We start from the raw sequence: 19,207 nt of genomic DNA, 5'->3' as shown, positions 1-19,207 counted from the left end.
TCGCTTCCCGTTTCCTTGGCATGACCTGCCAGCTTGACGAAAGGTTCCCCCGTGACCGTCCACGACCAGGATCCGTACTCTCAGGGCCCCCTCGACAGCGATCCGGAAGAGACCGGCGAGTGGCAGCAGTCGCTCGACGAGCTGGTGGACGCCAAGGGCCACGGCCGCGGGCGCGAGATCATGCTCAGCCTGCTCAAGCGCTCCAAGGAACTGCATCTGAACGTGCCGATGGTTCCGACCACCGACTACATCAACACCATCGCCCCGGAGAACGAGCCCGAGTTCCCCGGCGACGAGGAGATCGAGCGCCGCTACCGCGCCTGGATCCGCTGGAACGCCGCCATCACGGTGCACCGCGCTCAGCGCCCCGGCATCGGCGTCGGCGGTCACATCTCCACCTACGCGTCGTCCGCGGCGCTGTACGAGGTGGGCTTCAACCACTTCTTCAAGGGCGCGGACCACCCCGGTGGTGCCGACCAGATCTTCATCCAGGGCCACGCCTCCCCCGGCACCTATGCCCGCTCGTTCCTCGAGGGTCGCCTGACCGAGGACCAGCTCGACGGCTTCCGCCAGGAGAAGTCGCACGCGCCGAACGGCATCCCGTCGTACCCGCACCCGCGCCTCATGCCGGAGTACTGGCAGTTCCCGACGGTGTCGATGGGTCTCGGCCCGATCAACGCCATCTACCAGGCGATGTCGAACAAGTACCTCGAGAACCGCGGCATCAAGGACACCTCGCAGTCGCACGTCTGGGCCTTCCTCGGCGACGGCGAGATGGACGAGGTCGAGAGCCGGGGTCAGCTCCAGGTCGCCGCGAACGAGGGCCTCGACAACCTCACCTTCGTCGTCAACTGCAACCTGCAGCGCCTCGACGGCCCGGTGCGCGGCAACGGCAAGATCGTCCAGGAGCTCGAGTCGTTCTTCCGCGGCGCGGGCTGGAACGTCATCAAGGTCGTCTGGGGCCGGGAGTGGGACGACCTGCTCGCCCGCGACACCGAGGGCGCCCTGCTCAACCTCATGAACGTCACCCCCGACGGGGACTACCAGACGTACAAGGCCGAGTCCGGCGCCTACATCCGTGAGCACTTCTTCGGCCGCGACGAGCGCACCGCCGCCCTGGTCAAGGACTACTCCGACGACGACATCTGGAACCTGAAGCGCGGTGGCCACGACTACCGCAAGGTCTACGCCGCCTTCAAGGCCGCGACCGAGCACAAGGGCAAGCCGACCGTCATCCTCGCGAAGACCGTCAAGGGCTACGGGCTCGGCCCGCAGTTCGAGGGCCGCAACGCGACCCACCAGATGAAGAAGATGACGCTGGACAACCTCAAGACGTTCCGCGACGCGATGCACATCCCGATCACGGACGCGCAGCTCGAGGAGAACCCGTACCTGCCCCCGTACTACAACCCGGGACCGCAGGACGAGACGATCCAGTACATGCTCGAGCGCCGTAAGGCCCTCGGCGGCTTCCTCCCGGAGCGCCGTTCGACGCACGTGGGCCTCTCCCTGCCCGAGGACAACGCCTACGCGTTGCCGAAGAAGGGCTCCGGCACGCAGGAGATCGCCACGACCATGGCGTTCGTCCGCCTGCTGAAGGACCTGCTGCGCTCGAAGGAGTTCGGCCACCGGATCGTGCCGATCATCCCCGACGAGGCGCGCACGTTCGGCATGGACGCGTACTTCCCGACCGCGAAGATCTACAACCCCAACGGCCAGCACTACACGTCGGTCGACCGGGAGCTGCTGCTCGCCTACAAGGAGAGCCCGCAGGGTCAGATCGTCCACGTCGGCATCAACGAGGCCGGCGCCGTCGCGGCGTTCACCGCAGCGGGCACCTCGTACGCCACGCACGGCGAGCCGCTGATCCCGATCTACATCTTCTACTCGATGTTCGGTTTCCAGCGCACCGGCGACGCCCAGTGGGCGGCCGGCGACCAGATGGCCCGCGGCTTCATCATCGGCGCCACCGCCGGACGCACGACCCTGACGGGTGAGGGCCTCCAGCACGCCGACGGCCACTCGCACCTGCTCTCCTCCACCAACCCGGCGACGGTGTCCTACGACCCCGCGTACGGCTACGAGATCGCGCACATCATGCGCTCCGGTCTCGAGCGGATGTACGGCGGGCAGCACGAGGACCCGAACGTCATGTACTACCTCACCGTGTACAACGAGCCGATGGTGCAGCCCGCCGAGCCGGCCGACGTGGACGTGGACGGCATCGTCCGCGGTATCCACCGCGTCTCCATCGGCGAGGGCGACGGCCCCCGTGCGCAGCTCTTCGCCTCCGGCGTCGGTCTGCCGTGGGCGCTCGAGGCGCAGGAGCTGCTGAAGAAGGACTGGGGCGTCGTCGCCGACGTGTGGTCGGTCACCTCGTGGACCGAGCTGCGCCGTGACGGCCTCGCCGCCGACGAGCACAACTTCCTCTACCCGGAGCAGGAGCCGCGCACCGCGTACCTCACGCAGAAGCTCCAGGGCGCCGAGGGTCCCGTCGTCGCGGTCAGCGACTTCATGCACGCCGTGCAGGACCAGATCCGCCCGTGGGTTCCGAACCGCTTCGCCACGCTCGGCGCCGACGGCTTCGGGTTCTCGGACACCCGTGCCGCGGCACGCCGCTTCTTCAAGATCGACGGACCGTCGATCGTCGTGCGCACGCTGCAGGCACTGGCCGAGGAGGGCAAGGTCGACCGCGGCCTCTCCGCTCAGGCCATCGAGAAGTACCGCCTGCACGACGTGAACGCCGGCACGAGCGGCAACGCAGGCGGCGAAAGCTGAGCCCTCGGTGACAGCTGCCTCCGCCGCCGGCATGGACAAGGCCGCCACGCTCACCTGGCTCCGCCGGATCTCCGGTGACATCGCCACGGTGACGATCAAGCGGCTGGAGGACACCCTCCCCTGGTACGCCGACATGCCACCGGCCCGCCGCTCCGCGGTCGGGCTGGTGGCGCAGGCGGGCATCACGTCGTTCATCCAGTGGTACGACGACCCCACGTCCACCCCGTGGATCGCCGCGGACATCTTCGCCGCCGCTCCCCGTGAGCTGCTGCGGAGTGTGAGTCTGCAGCAGACGCTCCAGCTCATCCGCGTCACCGTCGAGGTGACCGAGGAGCGGGTCGCGGGCAAGGGCGCGGATCTCCGAGAGGCCATCCTGCTCTACTCGCGGGACGTGGCGTTCGCGGCGGCCGACGTCTACGCCCGCGCCGCCGAGGCCCGCGGCCTCTGGGACGCACGGCTCGAAGCGCTCGTCGTCGACTCGATCCTCACCGGCGAGGCCGACGAGGAGCTGCCCAGCCGGATCGCCGCGCTCGGGTGGCACGGTCACGGGGAGGTCGCTGTCCTCGTCGGGACCACGCCCCCGCAGTTCGACGTCGATCTGGTGCGCCGCACCGCGCGCAAGCTCGCGGTCGACGTGCTCATCGGGGTCCAGGGCTCGCGACTCGTCCTCGTGCTCGGACGCGCGCGCGTCGAGGGTCAGGAGGGCGAGGACGAGGAACTCGGGTTCCAGGAGATCGCCACGCGTCTGGAGCCCTCGTTCGGCCCGGGCTTCGTCGTGCTGGGCCCGGCGGTCGCCGCCCTCGTCGACGCCAGCCAGAGTGCTCGTGCGGCCCTGGCCGGATTCGCCGTCGCCCGGGCCTGGCGCGGCGCACCGCGGCCCGTCGAGGCCGACGACCTGCTCCCCGAGCGCGCCCTCGCCGGCGATCCGCTCGCGAAGCAGACCCTCATCGAGCGCATCTACCGCCCGTTGCAGGCGCACTCGACCGACCTCGTCACGACGCTCTGGAGCTACCTGGACAACGGCCGGTCCCTCGAGGCGACGGCCCGCGAGCTCTTCGTGCATCCCAATACCGTGCGCTACCGCCTCAAGCGGGTGAGCGAGGTGATCGGGTGGGACGCGACCGGGCCCCGCGAGGCGCTCATCCTGCAGACCGCGCTCATCCTCGGCTCCATCGGAGCCGCGGAGCAGGTCCGGCGCCGTTCGCCTCTGCGTCGCCCTCCGCGCTGACCGAGACGGCGAACCTGTGCGCCACACACAAGGGTTCCGCGCAATCTTGTGATGGATCATCCACCGTTCTGCCGAGATCGTTGGCAGACTGGGTGGGTGATTGTCGTCGTCTGCCCTGGACAGGGCTCGCAGACCCCCGGATTCCTCGCCCCCTGGCTCGAGCTCGACGGAGTGGAGGAGCGTCTCGCCGCCTACTCCGAGGCCGCGCAGGTCGATCTCCGCGCGCACGGCACCGAGTCGGACGCGGACACCATCCGCGACACCCGCGTCGCCCAGCCGCTGATCGTGGCCGCCTCGCTCGTCGCCGGTGACGCTCTCGTGGCCGCCGCCGGTCGCCGCGCGGACGGCATCGCCGGGCACTCCGTCGGGGAGATCGCCGCTCTCGTCGGCAGCGGTGTCCTGGACGCCACGACCGGGATGCGCCTCGTCGGCATCCGTGGGCGGGCGATGGCGGATGCCGCGGCCCAGACCCCGACCGGGATGAGCGCGGTCCTCGGCGCTGACGAGGAGACGCTCCTCGCCCGACTCGCCGAGCTCGGCCTCGCGCCGGCGAACTTCAACGGCGGCGGGCAGATCGTCGTCGCCGGCCCTCTTCCGGCCCTGGCGGCCCTCGCCGAGGAGCCGGTCAAGGGCACGCGCGTGGTGCCGCTCCAGGTCGCCGGCGCGTTCCACACCGACTACATGTCCTCCGCCGTCTCGGTTCTCCGCGACGCTGTGGCCGACGTCCAGCCGGCCGACCCCGAGATCACGCTCTGGACCAACCGCGACGGCTCCGTCGTGACCGACGGAGCGACGGCGCTGGACTACCTCGTCGATCAGGTCTCCTCCCCCGTGCGGTGGGACCTCTGCATGACCTCCTTCGCCGACGCCGGCGTGACCGGCGTCATCGAGCTCGCCCCCGCGGGCGCCCTGGTCGGTCTCGCCAAGCGCGGCCTGCGCGGCGTGCCGACGGTCGCCGTAAAGACCCCCGAAGACCTCGAAGCCGCCGTCGCGCTGCTGAACGGAGAAGCCGCATGACCGCCTCCCTCGCCCAGATCGCCGGGCCCGCCTACACCCGCATCTACGCCTTCGGCGCGGCTCGCGGCGAGAACGCGGTGCCCAACGAAGACCTCATCGGGCCCATCGACTCGAGCGACGAGTGGATCCGGCAGCGCACCGGCATCATCACGCGCGTCCGGGCCGACAAGGGGACGGACGCCATCGACCTCGCGACCGAGGCGGCGGCCGAGGCCATCGAGAAGTCGGGTGTGCCGGCCGACCAGGTAGACCTCGTCATCGTCGCGACCATCAGCAACCCGAAGCAGACGCCGTCGGTCTCCGCGATCGTGGCGGACCGCGTCGGCGCCAACCCGGCTGCGGCGTACGACATCAACGCGGCCTGCGCCGGCTACGCGTACGCGGTGGCGCAGGCCGACGCGCTCATCAAGGCCGGTGCCGCCCGCCACGCCCTCGTGATCGGCACGGAGAAGCTGTCCGACGTCGTCGACCCCACGGACCGCAGCATCTCGTTCCTCCTCGGCGACGGCGCCGGCGCGGCTCTCATCGGCCCGAGCGACACGCCGGGCATCGCCCCTGCCGTCTGGGGCAGCGACGGCTCCAAGGCCGACGCCGTCGGCATGAACGGCACCCTCACCGACTTCCGCGACGGCGTGGTGCCGTGGCCGACGCTCCGCCAGGAAGGTCCGACGGTCTTCCGCTGGGCGGTCTGGGAGATGGCGAAGGTCGCCCGCGAGGCGCTGGAGAAGGCCGGGATCGAGGCCTCCGACCTCGCCGCCTTCATCCCGCACCAGGCGAACATGCGCATCATCGACGAGTTCGCCAAGCAGCTCGGCCTTCCGGAGACCACGGTCATCGCCCGTGACATCGAGACCACCGGCAACACGTCGGCCGCCTCGATTCCCCTCGCCAGCCACCGCCTCATGGCCGAGCACCCGGAGCTCTCCGGCGGCCTCGCCCTGCAGATCGGCTTCGGCGCCGGCCTCGTCTTCGCGGCCCAGGTCGTCGTCCTCCCCTGAAGACGCGCCGACCTTCCCTAGACTGTTCCACGGTTCCGAATACAACCCGTAAGAAAGAGGAAGACCACCATGGCTTTCACCAACGATGAGGTCCTCGCCGGCCTCGCAGAGCTGATCACCGACGAGACCGGCATCAACGCCAGCGAGGTCGCCCTGGAGAAGTCGTTCACGGACGACCTCGACATCGACTCGATCTCGATGATGACGATCGTCGTCAACGCCGAGGAGAAGTTCGGCGTCACCATCCCCGACGACGAGGTCAAGAACCTGAAGACCGTCGGCGACGCCGTCAACTTCATCGTCGCGGGCCAGGAGTAATCCCGGCGGGATGCCACCCTCGCCCCGCGCGGGGCGTGGCATCCTCCGGCCCTGCCCATCCCCCGCACGAACTCGTTTCGACAAGGAACCACACCTCATGACCAAGCGCATCGTCGTCACCGGCATCGGCGCCACCTCCGCCATCGGCGGGACGGCCCCGGAGAACTGGGACAACCTCCTCGCCGGTGCCTCCGGCGCCCGCACGATCGAGCACGACTGGGTGCAGGAGTACGACCTCCCCGTCACGTTCGCCGCCTCTGCGAGCGTCCGTCCGGAAGAGGTGCTGCCCCGCCACGAGGCGAAGCGTCTCGACCCGTCTTCGCAGTTCGCCCTCATCGCGGCCCGCGAGGCCTGGGCGGACGCGGGCTCGCCAGAGGTCGCTCCCGAGCGCCTCGGCGTCGACTTCGCGACGGGCATCGGCGGCCTGTGGACGCTGCTGGACGCCTGGGACACGTTGCGTGAGAAGGGCCCGCGCCGGGTCATGCCGCTGACCGTGCCGATGCTGATGCCGAACGCGGCCGCCGGCAACCTGTCGCTGCAGTTCGAAGCCCGGGCCTACGCGCAGACCGTGGTCAGTGCCTGCGCCTCCAGCACCGAGTCGATCATCCACGCGTTCCACCACCTTCAGGAGGGCCTGGCCGACGTCGTCATCGCCGGTGGCACCGAGTCGGCGATCCACCCGATCACGATGGCCGCCTTCGCCTCCGCGCAGGCGCTGTCACGTCGTAACGACGATCCGGCCCACGCCTCGCGACCCGGCGCGATCGACCGCGACGGCTTCGTGATGGGCGAGGGTGCCGCCGCCCTCATCCTCGAGACCGAGGAGCACGCCAAGGCCCGCGGCGCGAAGATCTACGGCTACATCCTCGGAGGCGGTGTGACCGCCGACGCCTACCACATCACCGGCAACGACCCCGAGGGCAAGGGTGCGGCGCGTGCCGTCGTCCAGGCACTCGAGGAGGCCGGCATCACCCCCGACCAGGTGACGCACATCAACGCCCACGCGACCTCGACCCCGGTCGGGGACCCCAACGAGTACGTCGCGCTGAAGAACGTCTTCGGCGACCGGATCGATGAGATCCCGGTGTCGGCGACCAAGGCGTCGACCGGACACCTCCTGGGCGGCACAGGGGCGCTGGAGGCGATCTTCTCCCTCCTCGCGCTGCGGGACCGCCTGGCCCCGCCGACGATCAACATGACCGAGCCGGACCCGGAGGTGCCGTTCCGTCTGTCCGGAGAGGCGGCTCCGCTCGGCGACGGCCCGCAGATCGCCATCAGCAACTCGTTCGGCTTCGGCGGACACAACGCCGTGCTCGTGCTGGGCGGCGTCGACTGACCGCTTCCGCATGCACGACGAAGGCCCCCGGGATGTGAACCGGGGGCCTTCGTCGTACGCGGTCCGCTCTGGCCCTTCGACAGGCTCAGGGACCCAGGGGCGCGCTCGCCCGGGCGGCAAGGCGCTGCGAACGCTCCTGACGTCGGCGCTCGATGCGTGGGAGGAACCAGCCGATCAGCGGACCGACGCCGAATGCGAACAGCACGGTGCCGACGCCGACGGGGCCGCCGAGCAGGAAGCCGACCAGCAGCACGGAGCCCTCGATGACCGTCCGGGCCAGCCAGACCGGCCACCTGGTCACTCGCACGAGGCCGGTCATGAGTCCGTCGCGCGGTCCGGGACCGAAGTCGGCCGCGATGTAGAGACCGGTGGCGAACGCCAGCAGCACGAGTCCGAAGACGAACATGGGCGCCCCCACCCATACGGACGGCGGCGCGGGCAGCACGAGGAGCGTGAGGTCGGCGAACGGTCCGATGAGCAGGGCGTTCAGCAGAGTGCCGAGGCCCACCCGTTGACGGAGCGGGATCCACAGCAGCAGGACGACGATCGAGATGAGCACCGTGACGACCCCGTACCCGAGTCCCGTCCAGCCCGCGACGCCCAGCGACAGGACGTCCCAGGGCGCGACGCCGATGCCGCCCCGCACCATGAAGCCGAGGGCGACGCCGTAGAGGAAGAGCCCGCCCACGAGCTGCGCGAGCCGCTCGACCAGGTCCCGACGGCTGGTCGCGGTGAAAGGCAGGAAGACGGCACGGAAGAGCATCTCTCCATCGTGGCCCGTGCGAAGACCTCCCGAGGACGACCACTGAGCGAAAAGTGGCCTGCACATGGAAGGCCACTTTGCGGCAGGCTGGAGGCATGGCCTCCCGTCTCGTCACGCAGCTCGGCACCCAGGACCTCGGTGACGCCTCGGCGTCCGGTCTCGCCGACCGCATCAGAGCGCTCATCCTCGACGGTCGCCTCACCGTCGGCGAGCGACTGCCGAGCGAGCGCGCCCTCGCCCTCGAGCTGCGACGGTCCCGGTCGACCATCACCCGCGCTTACGGTGTGCTGGAGGCCGGCGGTTACGTATCCCGGCATCACGGCGGCAGCACCCGCGTCGCCCTTCCGCACGGCCCGGCGGTCGTCGCCCCCGGGCGGGACGACGAGGCGATCGACCTCTCGATCGCCTCCATGGACTCGACCCCCGGGCTGTACGACGCCACCGTGCGCTCCCTCCCCCGGCTCGCTGCCCTGCGCGGTACGAGCGGATACTCGCTGCAGGGTCTTCCCGAGCTGCGTGAGGCCGTGGCCCGCCGGTTCACCGAACGCGGCGCGCCCACCACGCCGGACGAGATCATGATCACCTCCGGCGCCCTGAACGCGGTCAACCTCATCCTGACGGCCATCGGGCGACGGGGCGAACGCGCCCTCGTGGAGCAGCCGACCTTCCCGCACGCGCTCGAAGCCCTGCACCGCCACGGATACCGTCTGGTCCCCACACCGGTCGACACCGACGGCTGGGACACCCGGCACCTCACCGACACGCTGCTGACCGCTCGGCCGCACGTCGCCTACCTCATCCCGGACTTCCACAACCCCACCGGCGCGACGCTGCCGCAGGAGGAGCGGTCCCGGATCGCCACGACGGCCCGGAACACCGGCACCCATCTGATCGTGGACGAGACGACGGCGGAACTCGACATCGACCGCGGATGGGCTCCGGTGCCCATGGCCGCCGAGGGGCCGAACGTCATCACGGTCGGGTCGATGTCGAAGATCGCCTGGGGAGGCATGCGCATCGGCTGGGTGCGCGCCGAGCGCTCGGTCATCGCCCGATTGCTGGCCGTGCGTCCCTCGTTCGAACTCGGCACAGCGCTCCTGGAGCAGTGCATCGCCGTGGAGCTTCTCGACGACGTCCCGGCGCTCACCCATCATGTCCGACGCCGCCTCACGGCGGGGCGGGACGCGGTGGCTGCGGGGATCGCGGATATCCCGGGGATGCGCATGCCGGAGACGCCTGGCGGCCTCTCCGCCTGGATCGACCTCGGTGCCCCCTTGTCGACCACGCTCTCCCTCGCCGCACGGGAACGGGATCTCATCCTCCCACCCGGGCCCCGCTTCACGACCGGCGGCGTGCTGGAGCGCCGCCTCCGGGTCCCGATCACGCTTCCCCCCGAGCGGACGGCGGAGGCGATGACGCGCCTGGCGCGGGCCTGGGCGGACGTGCGCGGCGGTGGAGTGGACGCCACCGCCGACCTTGCTCACGCCGCAGTGATCTGACCGACACAGACGAGGACCCCGCCCGGTCACCCGGGGCGGGGTCCTCGTCGAGCGGAGCGGGGATTCGTCTTCTCAGCGTCCGGGATCACTCACCGGCATCCGATACTCACGCCTCCGCGCTCCTGGTCTCAGCGGCCGGTCAGCCGACCTTGTGGAGCCAGACGACGCGCGCGTCGTCGCTGGCGTGACGGAAGGGTTCCAACTCCTCGTCCCAGGCGGAGCCCAGGGCGACGTCGAGCTCGCGCTGCAGCTCGACGGCGTTTCCCGCGGCGATCTCCATCGCGTAGCGGATGCGGTCCTCGCCGATGACGATGTTGCCGGCGGCGTCGGTCTGGGCGTAGTGGATCCCGAGGTCTGGGGTGTGCAGCCACCGACCGCCGTCACTGCGCGGAGTGGGATCCTCGGTCACTTCGAACCGGAGGTGCTCCCAGCCGCGGATCGCGGTCGCGAGGGCAGCGCCGGTTCCGACGGGGCCGTCCCAGTAGAACTCGGCGCGGCGGGCGCCGGTCAGCACGGGCTGCTCGGTCCAATCGAAATTCACCGCACGCCCGATAGCGCGACCCACCGCCCATTCCAGGTGCGGGCAGAGCGCGCGAGGCGCCGAGTGGATGAACACCACTCCGCGTGCGTAAGCCGTCGCCATGATCTCTCCGTTTCATCAGGTGCGTCTTCCCCTACGACCTGAACCACGAAGTGGCGAGAGTATGCGGTTGTGCGCCCATTCTCGCCGAGTTCCCGCGAAATCACAAGCGTGTGATTCGACGACGAAGGCCCCGGTCCGCGGACCGGGGCCTTCGGGCGCTTCGACGAGCTCAGCCACCCACCGTGGGGACGCTCAGCGACCCACCGTGGGGACGCTCAGCGACCCAGCGTGGGGACGCTCAGCGACCCAGTGTGCGGAGGCTCAGGCCTCGCTCATGGCCTGCTTGACCTGCTGGCCCTTGGCGGCGTAATAGGCCGCGCGGGCGGCGTCCTTGCGGGCCTGCTCGGCATAGCCGAACTCGAGCACGTCCTGCGGGACCTCGACGTTCGGGACGTCGTCGGTGCCGTGGTACTTCTCGATGTACGCGTCGAGCTCGGGACCGGACGTCCACGAGGTGATGAGGCAGTAGCGCGGGTCGGTGCCGTTGTGCGTGGCCGCGTGCCACAGGCGCTGGGTGTCGACGATGAGCTGCGCACCGGCCGGCAGGGCGATGCGGTACTCGATGCTGGGGTCCGTGCGGTTCTCACGCAGGACGAAGTAGCTGTCCTTGTCGTCGGTCAGGTTGAAGAACCCGCGCACGACCCAGCCTGTGCCGTCCGGGTTCAGACGGTTGTTGTCGTCCTGGTGCAGGTTGTAGAGGCAGTCGCCGTACGGGGTCGGCTGCAGCTCGATGACGCGGCAGCGACCGACGTTCGCGCCCGGCTCCTGCGCGCGACGCGTGAGGTTCGGGGCCTTGGCGGTCTGCTCGTCGATCCAGACGCCGTCCTTGTCGGTGCGCGGTGGCTTGTGGTTCCAGAAGCCGTTGCACTCGATGTCACCGAAGGCGCTGGCGAGGGGCGCGAACCGGGTGTCGCCCGAGGACTTCCAGTCGACGTACTCGATGTCGAGCCACTCCTTGGGGTCGGCCTCCTGGTCGTAGCTGTCGAGGACGACGAAGCCCTTCTCCTCCAGCGCTGCGGACTTGATGTATCCCATGATCGAGTCATGTTCCTTTCATCGGGGGCCAGCACGTTTTAACAGGCCCTGATAAGGCAAGGCTAACAGCGGGACCTGGCGCTCCCCCGGAGGGTCACCGTGGATAAGCGAATAGACTGGGCGGGGCACCCGGCGCGTCCGTGGCGCCTGTCGCTACGGGAGGACGAGACACCAGCATGAGCACCGCGACCAACGTCGAGGCGACGGCAGTCAACACGATCGAATGGCTCGCGGCGGGACGCACGACCATCGTCGTCCCCGTCTACCAGCGGCAGTACCGCTGGGACATCGGCGGCTGCGAGCGGCTCCTCTCCGACGTCAGGGCGGTGGCCGCGGAAGACGACGCGCATCGCCACTTCATCGGCTCGATCCTCTCCGCCGAGGACGGCTCCGGCGCGGACGCCGACCTCATCCTCATCGACGGGCAGCAGCGCCTCACCACGCTCATGCTCCTCGTCGCCGCGCTGCATCACTCGGTGCGCGACCGGGACCCGGAGCTCGCCGCCGACCTCGCCCGCGTGCTGGTGCGCACCGACGACCCGGAGCGCACGAAGCTTCGGCCGCACGATGCCTGGGCCGATCTCTACGAGTCGGTCGTGCTCGACCGCCGTGACGACCTCGATCGCGAGTCGCGCTTCGACGACAACTACGCCTTCTTCCGCAGCCAGATCCATGCCGACGAGGTGCCGCTCATCTGGCAGGGGCTGCAGCGACTGGAGCACGTCTCGATCACGCTCGGCGCGCAGGCCAACGCGCAGCAGATCTTCGAGAGCCTGAACTCCACCGGCGAGCCGCTGCGGGACCATGAGCTGATCCACAACTACATCCTCATGGGCCTGAACCACGCCGAGCAGATGGACGTGGAGGCGCGGTTCTGGCTACCGATCGAGCAGCACACGGGCGAGGCGATCGGAGCGTTCTGGCGCCACTACCTCGTGCTCGTCACGGGGAGAGAGGTGGCGGCGAACGGGGAGCACGGGGTGTACAGCGCGTTCCGCCAGTCGTTCCCGCGCGTCGACGTCGCGCACCTCCAGGCCGACGCCGAGATCTGGCGGCACTACGCGGAGATCTACGGCCTCCTCCTCGATCCGACGAAGGAACCGGACCCCGAGATCGCGCGTCAGCTGCGGCACGTGAACACGTTCGGACGTTCCTCGTACCCCCTCGTCATGAGCGCGTACAGCGATCACGCACGCGGGCTCATCGACCGTTCCCAGCTCCTCGAGACGCTCGAGTGGCTGCAGGCGATGTTCCTTCGTCGCGCGCTGGTGAACCTTCCCGCCGAACGCCTCATCGCCCGGCTCTGTCGTGCCCGTCGCGACGGGCACGACGCCCTCGCCCGCGCCATCGCGCGGATCACGCCGTCGGACGAACGGGTCAGTGCGGTGCTCAAGTACAGCGAGCTGCCGTATCCGGCCTACGTGCTCGGCCGGCTCGAAGGCGTCGATGACGTGGACGGCTACGACGTCGAGCACATCGTGCCCGCCGTGCCCGGCGACGCCTGGTCCGGCGACGGCGTGCGCCCGTGGAGCGAGTATTCGGAAGACGAGCAGAACAGCCACCGCGCCCTCGCGCCGACCCTCGGCAACCTCACACTGCTGGAGCAGGGGCTGACAGAACGGGTGTTCGGTGCCTCGTTCCCGGTCAAGCGCGATGAGGCCTATGCACGCAGCACCGTGCCGGCGACCAGCGCCCTCGCCGCACAGGAGTCCTGGGGCACGGCGGCCATCACCGCACGCACGGTGGGCCTGACGGCCGACCTCGTCCGCGTGTGGGCACGACCCGCGCTGCCCGAGATCGACGACGACGGACTCACCCCGATCCTCGACGCGGTCCGACGCCGCGGCTGGCCGGCGGGGTGGGAGCGCGAGTTCGACTACGTCGAGTACCGCGGCGAGCGATGGGAGGTCTACGACGTCAAGCATCTGTTCAACCGCGTGTTCCGCCGCGCCTGGACGGACACCACCGAGGCCGCTCTCGCCTACTGCGCGACCCACGGCGGCCCGATCTACCGCGACAAGGCGTGGAAGGGGCACTGGGATGACCTCGACGACACGCACTACCTCTACATGGGCTGGGACTCGAACTACATGATGACGGCCGTCCAGGGGGTCCTCGACGAGTCCGGCATCGCCGCCGAGGTCTTCGTGAAGTACTCCTACATCGGGAATGTGATGTGACCATGACCACTGTCATCCGCCGCCGCCTGCTCGACCTCGCCGTCGAGGAGCACACGCTCACGGTTCCCCTCGTCTGGGACGACCCGGCAGACACCCGCACCATCGACGTGTTCGCCCGCGTCGTCGCGCGGGAGGGAGGCGAGGCCCTCCCCTACCTGGTGTTCCTCCAAGGCGGGCCCGGTCACGAAGCCCCGCGTCCCTTCCACTCCTCCACAGCGCCCGCGTGGCTGGACCAGGCCCTCGCGCACTACCGACTCGTCCTCCTGGACCAGCGCGGCACCGGCCTCTCCTCCCCGGTCGGCGACGGCGACCTCGTGCGGGGCGCCGAAGCCGTCGCCGAGCATCTGACCCACCTGCGCGCCGATGCCATCGTGCGCGACTGCGAGGCGCTGCGGGAGCACCTGGGGGTGCCGACGTGGAGCGTCCTCGGGCAGTCCTTCGGCGGGTTCACGACGCTGGCCTACCTGTCGACCCACGCGGATTCGCTCGACGACGTCTTCATCACCGGAGGCCTCAGCACGGTCGAGCGCGACCCGGACGAGGTCTACGCCCTCTGCTACGACAAGATGCGCACGGCGTCCGAGCGGTACTACCGGCGCTTCCCGGAGCACCGCGACGTCATGCGACGCCTGATTGATCTCGCGGACGCCGGTGACCTCGTCCTCCCCGACGGCGAGGTCGTATCGCGTTCCCGCCTCCGCTCGGTCGGCTCCGCTCTCGGCACCGACGACGGCTGGCAGACGATCTGGTCCCTCCTCGAGCGCGATCCCTCTTCCAACGCCTTCCGCTACGACCTCCAGCACGCCATGCCCTTCGGCGCACGCAATCCGCTGTACTACGCGTTCCACGAGTCGAGCTATGCGAGCGGACACACGACGCGGTGGTCGGCGGAGCGCGTCGAGCCTGACGACTTCCGCGACGACCCCACGCTGTTCACGGGCGAGCACATCCGTCGCGAATGGGCGGACACCGTCCCCGGGCTGCAGCCGTGGCGCGAGGTCACGTCGATCCTGGCGGAGCACCCCTGGCCGCGGATCTACGACACCGTCGCTCTCGCCGACTCCGGTGCCACGGGAGCGGCCGCGGTGTACGTGAACGACGTGTACGTGCCGCTGGAGTTCTCGCTGGAGACCGCCCGCCTGCTCCCCGGTGTGACGCCGTGGGTGACGAGTGAGCACGAGCACAACGGCCTGCGGAGCGGCCCTGTGCTGGCGCGCCTGATCGACCTGGCCCACGGGCGCCGCGTCCGCTGATATCCGCCGCGCGACGGATACCGTCGACGTGGTCGGCGATCTATCCTGGGCGCATGGAGCATCTGTTCGGATGGACCACGATCGTCCTCGTGCTCGGTGCGGGGCCGGTGCTCTTCTTCGTCGGCATCCGGCACTCCCTCTCCCGTCGCCCGGTGGAGGAGAAGTACGAGCAGGTCGGCTCCGGAGGCCTCGTCGGCGTCTTCGACGCCGTGTGGTCCCCCACGGCGCACGAGGCGGGACAGGAGCGCGACCGGCAGACCAGACGCACCGCCCCGGCGCCGAGTCCCGGCGACCCGCCGGGCCGCATCCAGCACGGACGCATCATCATCGACGTGTGAGCGCCCCACCGGGCATGACGAAGGCCCCGTGCTCCGAGGAGCGCGGGGCCTTCGTGGAGCGGTCCTTACTTGGAGCCGCCGAAGCCCTTGAAGCGCTGGTTGAACTTCTCGACGCGACCGGCCGAGTCCATGATGCGCTGCTTGCCCGTGTAGAAGGGGTGCGAGGCCGAGGAGATCTCGACGTCGATCACCGGGTACTCCACGCCGTCCAGCTCGATCGTCTTGTCGCTCGTGACGGTGGAGCGGGTGAGGAAGGTCTCGCCCGAACCCAGGTCGCGGAACACGACAGCCTTGTACTCGGGGTGAATGTCAGTCTTCATGGGATTCCTTTGTTGCTGCCCTGGATTGTGCCAGGGACGAGGGAAGTCTGTGGTGCCGAACGCACCAAGGATCGATTCTACCAGTACTTCGACGAGCTCAGTAACCCATCGGGGCCGAGCTCAGTAACCCATCGGAACCGAGGTCAGTGACCCGTCGGAACCGAGCTCAGGAGGCGGCGCGGGCGGAGTAGCGTCCGTCCTCGCTGCTGAGCGCGATCGGCATGCCGAAGGTCTCGCCGAGGGTGTCGACGGTGAGCGTCTCGGCGATCGGGCCCGCCGCCACCACGGCCCCGTCGCGGATCAGCAGCACGTGCGTGAACCCGACCGGGATCTCCTCGACGTGATGGGTCACCATGAGCATCGCGGGCGTCGTCGGAGCAGAGGCGTAGCCGCCCAGCAGCGCCAGCAGCTCCTCACGCGACCCGAGATCGAGCGAGGCCGTCGGCTCGTCGAGCAGCAGCAGCTCGGGGTCGGTCATGACCGCGCGGGCGATCTGCACGCGCTTCTGCTCGCCGTCGCTCAGCGTGCCGAACGTGCGGTCGGCGAGGTGCGCGAGACGCCAGTCCCCCAGCACCCGCAGTGCGCGCCGCTCATCGATGTCCTCGTAGCTCTCGTTCCAGCGGCCGAGCACGGAGTACGCCGCCGTGAGGACCGTGTTGAGAACCGTCTCGTCGCGCGGGATGCGCTTGGCCATGGCCGTCGAGGCGAACCCGATCCGGGGTCGGATCTCGAAGACGTCCGCGCGTCCGAGCGTCTCGCCGAGGACGGTGACGGTGCCAGAGGTGGGATGCATCAACGTGTCGGCGAGCTGCAGCAGGGTCGTCTTGCCCGCCCCGTTCGGCCCGAGGATCACCCATCGCTGATCGTCTGAGACCTGCCAGGTCACGTGATCGATGATGTTGCGCCCCTCTCGGCGCACGACGACGTCGGTGAACTCCAGAGCGATCGGCATACCGAAAGCCTATCGGCTCAGGCGGACAGCTCTGCGTAGAGCGCGCGGGTCTCGTCGGCGATCGCACCCCAGCTGAACTGCGCGCGGGCACGCTCCCGACCGGCCTCCCCGTACTCCCGAGCTCGCGCCGGATCCGAGGTGACCTCGGTCAGGACCGCCGCGAGATCGGCGACGAAGCGGTCTGGATCGGTGGGTGTGCCCGTGCCGTCCTGTACCTGCTCGATCGGGACCAGGCGGCCCGTCACGCCGTCGTCGACGACCTCCGGGATTCCGCCGGTCGCGGTCCCCACGACGGCCGCTCCACAGGCCATCGCCTCGAGGTTCACGATCCCGAGGGGCTCGTAGACGGACGGGCAGACGAACGTGGTCGCCGCGGCCAGGATCGCCGACAGCTCATCGCGCGGCAGCATCCGCTCGATCCACACCACGCCCTCGCGGGTCTGCTGCAGCAGCCGCACCCCCTCCTGCACCTCCGCCATGATCTCCGGGGTGTCCGGCGCTCCGGCGCACAGGATCAGCTGGACCTCCGGAGGCAGCAACCGCGATGCCTGCAGGAGGTACGGCAGCCCCTTCTGCCGCGTGATGCGGCCGACGAAGACCACCGAGGGACGGTCAGGGTCCATGCCGATCGAGGAGAGGAAGGCGGGGTCGTGCACAGGACGCCACCGCTCCACGTCGATGCCGTTGTGGATCACGCGGACCCGTGCGGGGTCGACCTGCGGGTAGCTGCGCAGGATGTCGGCGCGCATGCCGGCGCTCACCGCGATCACCGCGGCGGCGTTCTCGTAGGCGAGCTTCTCGATCCCGCTCGAGACGGCGTAGCCGCCCCCGAGCTGTTCGGCCTTCCACGGCCGGAGCGGTTCGAGGCTGTGCGCCGTGAGCACGTGCGGGATGCCGTGGAGCTGGGCGGCGAGATGGCCGGCGAAGTTCGCGTACCAGGTGTGGCTGTGCACGACGTCGGCGCCGGCGATGGCCGACACGATCTCCAGGTCCGTGCCGAGGGTCTGCAGAGCCGGGTTGGCGGCGGCGAGGCTCTCCGGGGCGCGGTAGGCGAAGGTGCCGTCCTCATCGCGCGGCGCACCGAACGCGCGCACCGTCACGCCGATGTCACGACGCAGCGCGGAGACGAGCTCGGCGACGTGTACACCCGCACCTCCGTAGATCTCCGGCGGATACTCCTTGGTGATCATCTCGACTCGCATGCCTAGACGCTATCGAGCGGGTTGTCCAGATGCTAGTTCCCCGCGCCGAACGGGATCTATGGTGGAGCCATGTCCGCTCCAAAGAAGGTCTTCGGGATCATCCTCGCCGGCGGCGAGGGCAAGCGACTCATGCCGCTGACGGCCGACCGCGCGAAACCTGCCGTCCCGTTCGGCGGGCAGTACCGCCTGATCGACTTCGCCATCTCGAACCTCATCAACTCCGGGCTGAGACAGATCGTCGTGCTGACCCAGTACAAGTCGCACAGTCTCGACCGGCACATCTCGCAGACGTGGCGGATGTCGGCCCTCCTCGACTCCTACGTCGCGTCCGTCCCCGCCCAGCAGCGTCTCGGCAAGCGGTGGTTCTCCGGCTCCGCCGACGCGATCCTGCAGAGCATGAACCTCATCAACGACGAGAAGCCGGACATCGTCGTCGTCATCGGCGCCGACCACGTCTATCGGATGGACTTCCGTCAGATGCTCGAGGCGCACATCGAGTCCGGCGCGAAGGCGACGGTGGCGGGCATCCGCCAGCCCCTCGCCCTGGCGTCGCAGTTCGGGGTCATCGACGCCGACCCGGAGTCCGGGCGCATCCGGCAGTTCCTGGAGAAGCCGACCGACGCCACGGGTCTTGCGGACTCCCCGCACGAAGTCCTGGCCTCCATGGGCAACTACATCTTCGACACGGACGCCCTCATCGCGGCGGTCGAGGCGGATGGAGAGCTGCCGACGTCGAGCCACGACATGGGTGGCGACATCGTCCCCTACTTCGTCGACCGCGGCGAGGCCGGCTACTACGACATGAAGCAGAACGAGGTCCCTGGCTCGTCGCCGCGCGACCGCTCGTACTGGCGCGATGTGGGAACGATCGACTCGTTCTTCGACGCGCACCGGGACCTGATCTCGACCCTCCCGATCTTCAACCTCTACAACATGGAGTGGCCGATCCACTCGCAGGCGGTCAACTCCCCGCCGGCGAAGTTCGTCCGCGACTCCGTGGGACGGATCGGGAACGCGATCGACTCGATCGTGTCGCTGGGGTCGGTGCTCTCCGGCACGCACCTCGAGCGCAGCGTCGTGGGCCCGTGGACGCTCGCCGGCGGCGGGTCGACCATCACGGACTCCGTGGTGTTCGATCACGTCCACGTCGGCCAGGGCGCACGCGTGCATCGGGCGATCCTCGACAAGAACGTCGTCCTCGCCGACGGGGCGACGGTCGGGGTCGACCGCGAACGGGACCTCGCCCGCGGGTTCACGGTCACCGAATCGGGGATCACTGTCGTCGGCAAGGGCGTGTTCATCGAGCGCTGAGGCGTCGAGCGGTGCCGAGCCCCGGACTCCGGTCGC

General features: G+C 69.5%; 17 protein-coding genes. 11 read left to right on the top strand and 6 right to left on the bottom strand.

All coding sequences use genetic code 11. The features are described from left to right. Positions 1-51: 51 nt before the first annotated feature. The 6 genes from aceE to AB0P08_RS06825 all read left to right on the top strand — a co-directional run bounded on the left by aceE (position 52) and on the right by AB0P08_RS06825 (position 7,675). A complete protein-coding gene (aceE, locus tag AB0P08_RS06850) occupies positions 52-2,778 on the top strand; it encodes a pyruvate dehydrogenase (acetyl-transferring), homodimeric type (RefSeq protein ID WP_363588962.1) in 2,727 nt (908 codons plus the stop codon). A gap of 31 nt (positions 2,779-2,809) precedes the next feature. Then, positions 2,810-4,006, top strand: a complete 1,197-nt coding sequence (locus AB0P08_RS06845) for a PucR family transcriptional regulator (protein ID WP_187664166.1) — start codon at positions 2,810-2,812, stop codon at positions 4,004-4,006. Positions 4,007-4,102: 96 nt separating this feature from the next. Next, complete coding sequence (locus AB0P08_RS06840; protein WP_363588960.1) at positions 4,103-5,023, top strand: ACP S-malonyltransferase; 921 nt, start codon at positions 4,103-4,105, stop codon at positions 5,021-5,023. Further along, a complete protein-coding gene (locus AB0P08_RS06835) occupies positions 5,020-6,021 on the top strand; it encodes a beta-ketoacyl-ACP synthase III (protein WP_259952297.1) in 1,002 nt (333 codons plus the stop codon). Before AB0P08_RS06840 ends, AB0P08_RS06835 begins: the two co-directional genes overlap by 4 nt. A gap of 69 nt (positions 6,022-6,090) precedes the next feature. After that, positions 6,091-6,339, top strand: a complete 249-nt coding sequence (locus AB0P08_RS06830; protein WP_017202249.1) for an acyl carrier protein — start codon at positions 6,091-6,093, stop codon at positions 6,337-6,339. Positions 6,340-6,436: 97 nt separating this feature from the next. Continuing rightward, on the top strand, positions 6,437-7,675 hold the full coding sequence (locus AB0P08_RS06825; RefSeq protein WP_363588958.1) for a beta-ketoacyl-[acyl-carrier-protein] synthase family protein: 1,239 nt from the start codon (positions 6,437-6,439) through the stop codon (positions 7,673-7,675). Positions 7,676-7,760: 85 nt separating this feature from the next. On the opposite strand, the gene yczE is transcribed toward AB0P08_RS06825, so the two are convergent. Then, entirely contained in the window at positions 7,761-8,438 is a 678-nt protein-coding gene (gene yczE, locus AB0P08_RS06820; protein WP_363588956.1) for a membrane protein YczE, read from the bottom strand. Between the two features lie 95 nt (positions 8,439-8,533). Here yczE and yczR point away from each other — a divergent pair, with 95 nt between their 5' ends. Next, the gene (gene yczR / locus AB0P08_RS06815) at positions 8,534-9,937 is read left to right on the top strand and encodes a MocR-like transcription factor YczR (protein ID WP_363588954.1); all 1,404 of its coding nucleotides are present in this window, start codon (positions 8,534-8,536) and stop codon (positions 9,935-9,937) included. Between the two features lie 139 nt (positions 9,938-10,076). Here yczR and AB0P08_RS06810 read toward each other — a convergent pair whose 3' ends face one another. Together AB0P08_RS06810 and AB0P08_RS06805 are read right to left on the bottom strand one after the other, a co-directional pair. After that, a complete protein-coding gene (locus AB0P08_RS06810) occupies positions 10,077-10,580 on the bottom strand; it encodes a DUF3145 domain-containing protein (protein ID WP_187661607.1) in 504 nt (167 codons plus the stop codon). A gap of 261 nt (positions 10,581-10,841) precedes the next feature. Continuing rightward, entirely contained in the window at positions 10,842-11,615 is a 774-nt protein-coding gene (locus AB0P08_RS06805; protein ID WP_025103622.1) for a hypothetical protein, read from the bottom strand. Positions 11,616-11,791: 176 nt separating this feature from the next. Here AB0P08_RS06805 and AB0P08_RS06800 point away from each other — a divergent pair, with 176 nt between their 5' ends. The 3 genes from AB0P08_RS06800 to AB0P08_RS06790 are packed head-to-tail and all read left to right on the top strand — an operon-like array spanning position 11,792 to position 15,386. Next, complete coding sequence (locus AB0P08_RS06800) at positions 11,792-13,795, top strand: DUF262 domain-containing protein (RefSeq protein WP_363588952.1); 2,004 nt, start codon at positions 11,792-11,794, stop codon at positions 13,793-13,795. Then, positions 13,792-15,048, top strand: coding sequence for an alpha/beta fold hydrolase (locus AB0P08_RS06795; RefSeq protein ID WP_522727302.1), 1,257 nt, complete (start codon positions 13,792-13,794; stop codon positions 15,046-15,048). The genes AB0P08_RS06800 and AB0P08_RS06795 overlap by 4 nt, the downstream gene beginning before the upstream one ends. Positions 15,049-15,101: 53 nt before the next feature. Then, complete coding sequence (locus tag AB0P08_RS06790; RefSeq protein WP_363588948.1) at positions 15,102-15,386, top strand: hypothetical protein; 285 nt, start codon at positions 15,102-15,104, stop codon at positions 15,384-15,386. 65 nt (positions 15,387-15,451) lie between these two features. On the opposite strand, the gene AB0P08_RS06785 is transcribed toward AB0P08_RS06790, so the two are convergent. The 3 genes from AB0P08_RS06785 to glgA all read right to left on the bottom strand — a co-directional run bounded on the left by AB0P08_RS06785 (position 15,452) and on the right by glgA (position 17,860). Continuing rightward, entirely contained in the window at positions 15,452-15,706 is a 255-nt protein-coding gene (locus tag AB0P08_RS06785) for a type B 50S ribosomal protein L31 (protein ID WP_187661611.1), read from the bottom strand. Between the two features lie 166 nt (positions 15,707-15,872). After that, positions 15,873-16,658, bottom strand: a complete 786-nt coding sequence (locus AB0P08_RS06780) for an ABC transporter ATP-binding protein (RefSeq protein ID WP_363588946.1) — start codon at positions 16,656-16,658, stop codon at positions 15,873-15,875. A 17-nt stretch (positions 16,659-16,675) separates the two neighbouring features. Continuing rightward, on the bottom strand, positions 16,676-17,860 hold the full coding sequence (gene glgA / locus AB0P08_RS06775) for a glycogen synthase (protein ID WP_363588944.1): 1,185 nt from the start codon (positions 17,858-17,860) through the stop codon (positions 16,676-16,678). Between the two features lie 69 nt (positions 17,861-17,929). Between glgA and AB0P08_RS06770 the strand changes: the two genes are divergently transcribed. Next, positions 17,930-19,171, top strand: a complete 1,242-nt coding sequence (locus AB0P08_RS06770) for a glucose-1-phosphate adenylyltransferase (RefSeq protein ID WP_062634342.1) — start codon at positions 17,930-17,932, stop codon at positions 19,169-19,171. The last annotated feature ends 36 nt before the right edge of the window (positions 19,172-19,207 follow it).

Source organism: Microbacterium meiriae (assembly GCF_040686935.1).
In the GTDB taxonomy this organism is placed as follows: Bacteria; Actinomycetota; Actinomycetes; order Actinomycetales; family Microbacteriaceae; genus Microbacterium; species Microbacterium meiriae.
This window is presented reverse-complemented; position numbering and strand designations above follow the sequence as displayed.

Bases quoted from the DNA above. Each gene is read 5' to 3' on its own strand.
- AB0P08_RS06835 (WP_259952297.1), top strand. From the start codon at position 5,020: ATGACCGCCTCCCTCGCCCAGATCGCCGGGCCCGCCTACACCCGCATC.
- AB0P08_RS06790 (WP_363588948.1), top strand. From the start codon at position 15,102: ATGGAGCATCTGTTCGGATGGACCACGATCGTCCTCGTGCTCGGTGCG.
- AB0P08_RS06830 (WP_017202249.1), top strand. From the start codon at position 6,091: ATGGCTTTCACCAACGATGAGGTCCTCGCCGGCCTCGCAGAGCTGATC.
- AB0P08_RS06780 (WP_363588946.1), bottom strand. From the start codon at position 16,658: ATGCCGATCGCTCTGGAGTTCACCGACGTCGTCGTGCGCCGAGAGGGG.
- AB0P08_RS06800 (WP_363588952.1), top strand. From the start codon at position 11,792: ATGAGCACCGCGACCAACGTCGAGGCGACGGCAGTCAACACGATCGAA.
- yczE (WP_363588956.1), bottom strand. From the start codon at position 8,438: ATGCTCTTCCGTGCCGTCTTCCTGCCTTTCACCGCGACCAGCCGTCGG.
- AB0P08_RS06845 (WP_187664166.1), top strand. From the start codon at position 2,810: ATGGACAAGGCCGCCACGCTCACCTGGCTCCGCCGGATCTCCGGTGAC.
- AB0P08_RS06805 (WP_025103622.1), bottom strand. From the start codon at position 11,615: ATGGGATACATCAAGTCCGCAGCGCTGGAGGAGAAGGGCTTCGTCGTC.
- AB0P08_RS06810 (WP_187661607.1), bottom strand. From the start codon at position 10,580: ATGGCGACGGCTTACGCACGCGGAGTGGTGTTCATCCACTCGGCGCCT.
- AB0P08_RS06785 (WP_187661611.1), bottom strand. From the start codon at position 15,706: ATGAAGACTGACATTCACCCCGAGTACAAGGCTGTCGTGTTCCGCGAC.
- AB0P08_RS06825 (WP_363588958.1), top strand. From the start codon at position 6,437: ATGACCAAGCGCATCGTCGTCACCGGCATCGGCGCCACCTCCGCCATC.
- yczR (WP_363588954.1), top strand. From the start codon at position 8,534: ATGGCCTCCCGTCTCGTCACGCAGCTCGGCACCCAGGACCTCGGTGAC.
- glgA (WP_363588944.1), bottom strand. From the start codon at position 17,860: ATGCGAGTCGAGATGATCACCAAGGAGTATCCGCCGGAGATCTACGGA.
- AB0P08_RS06770 (WP_062634342.1), top strand. From the start codon at position 17,930: ATGTCCGCTCCAAAGAAGGTCTTCGGGATCATCCTCGCCGGCGGCGAG.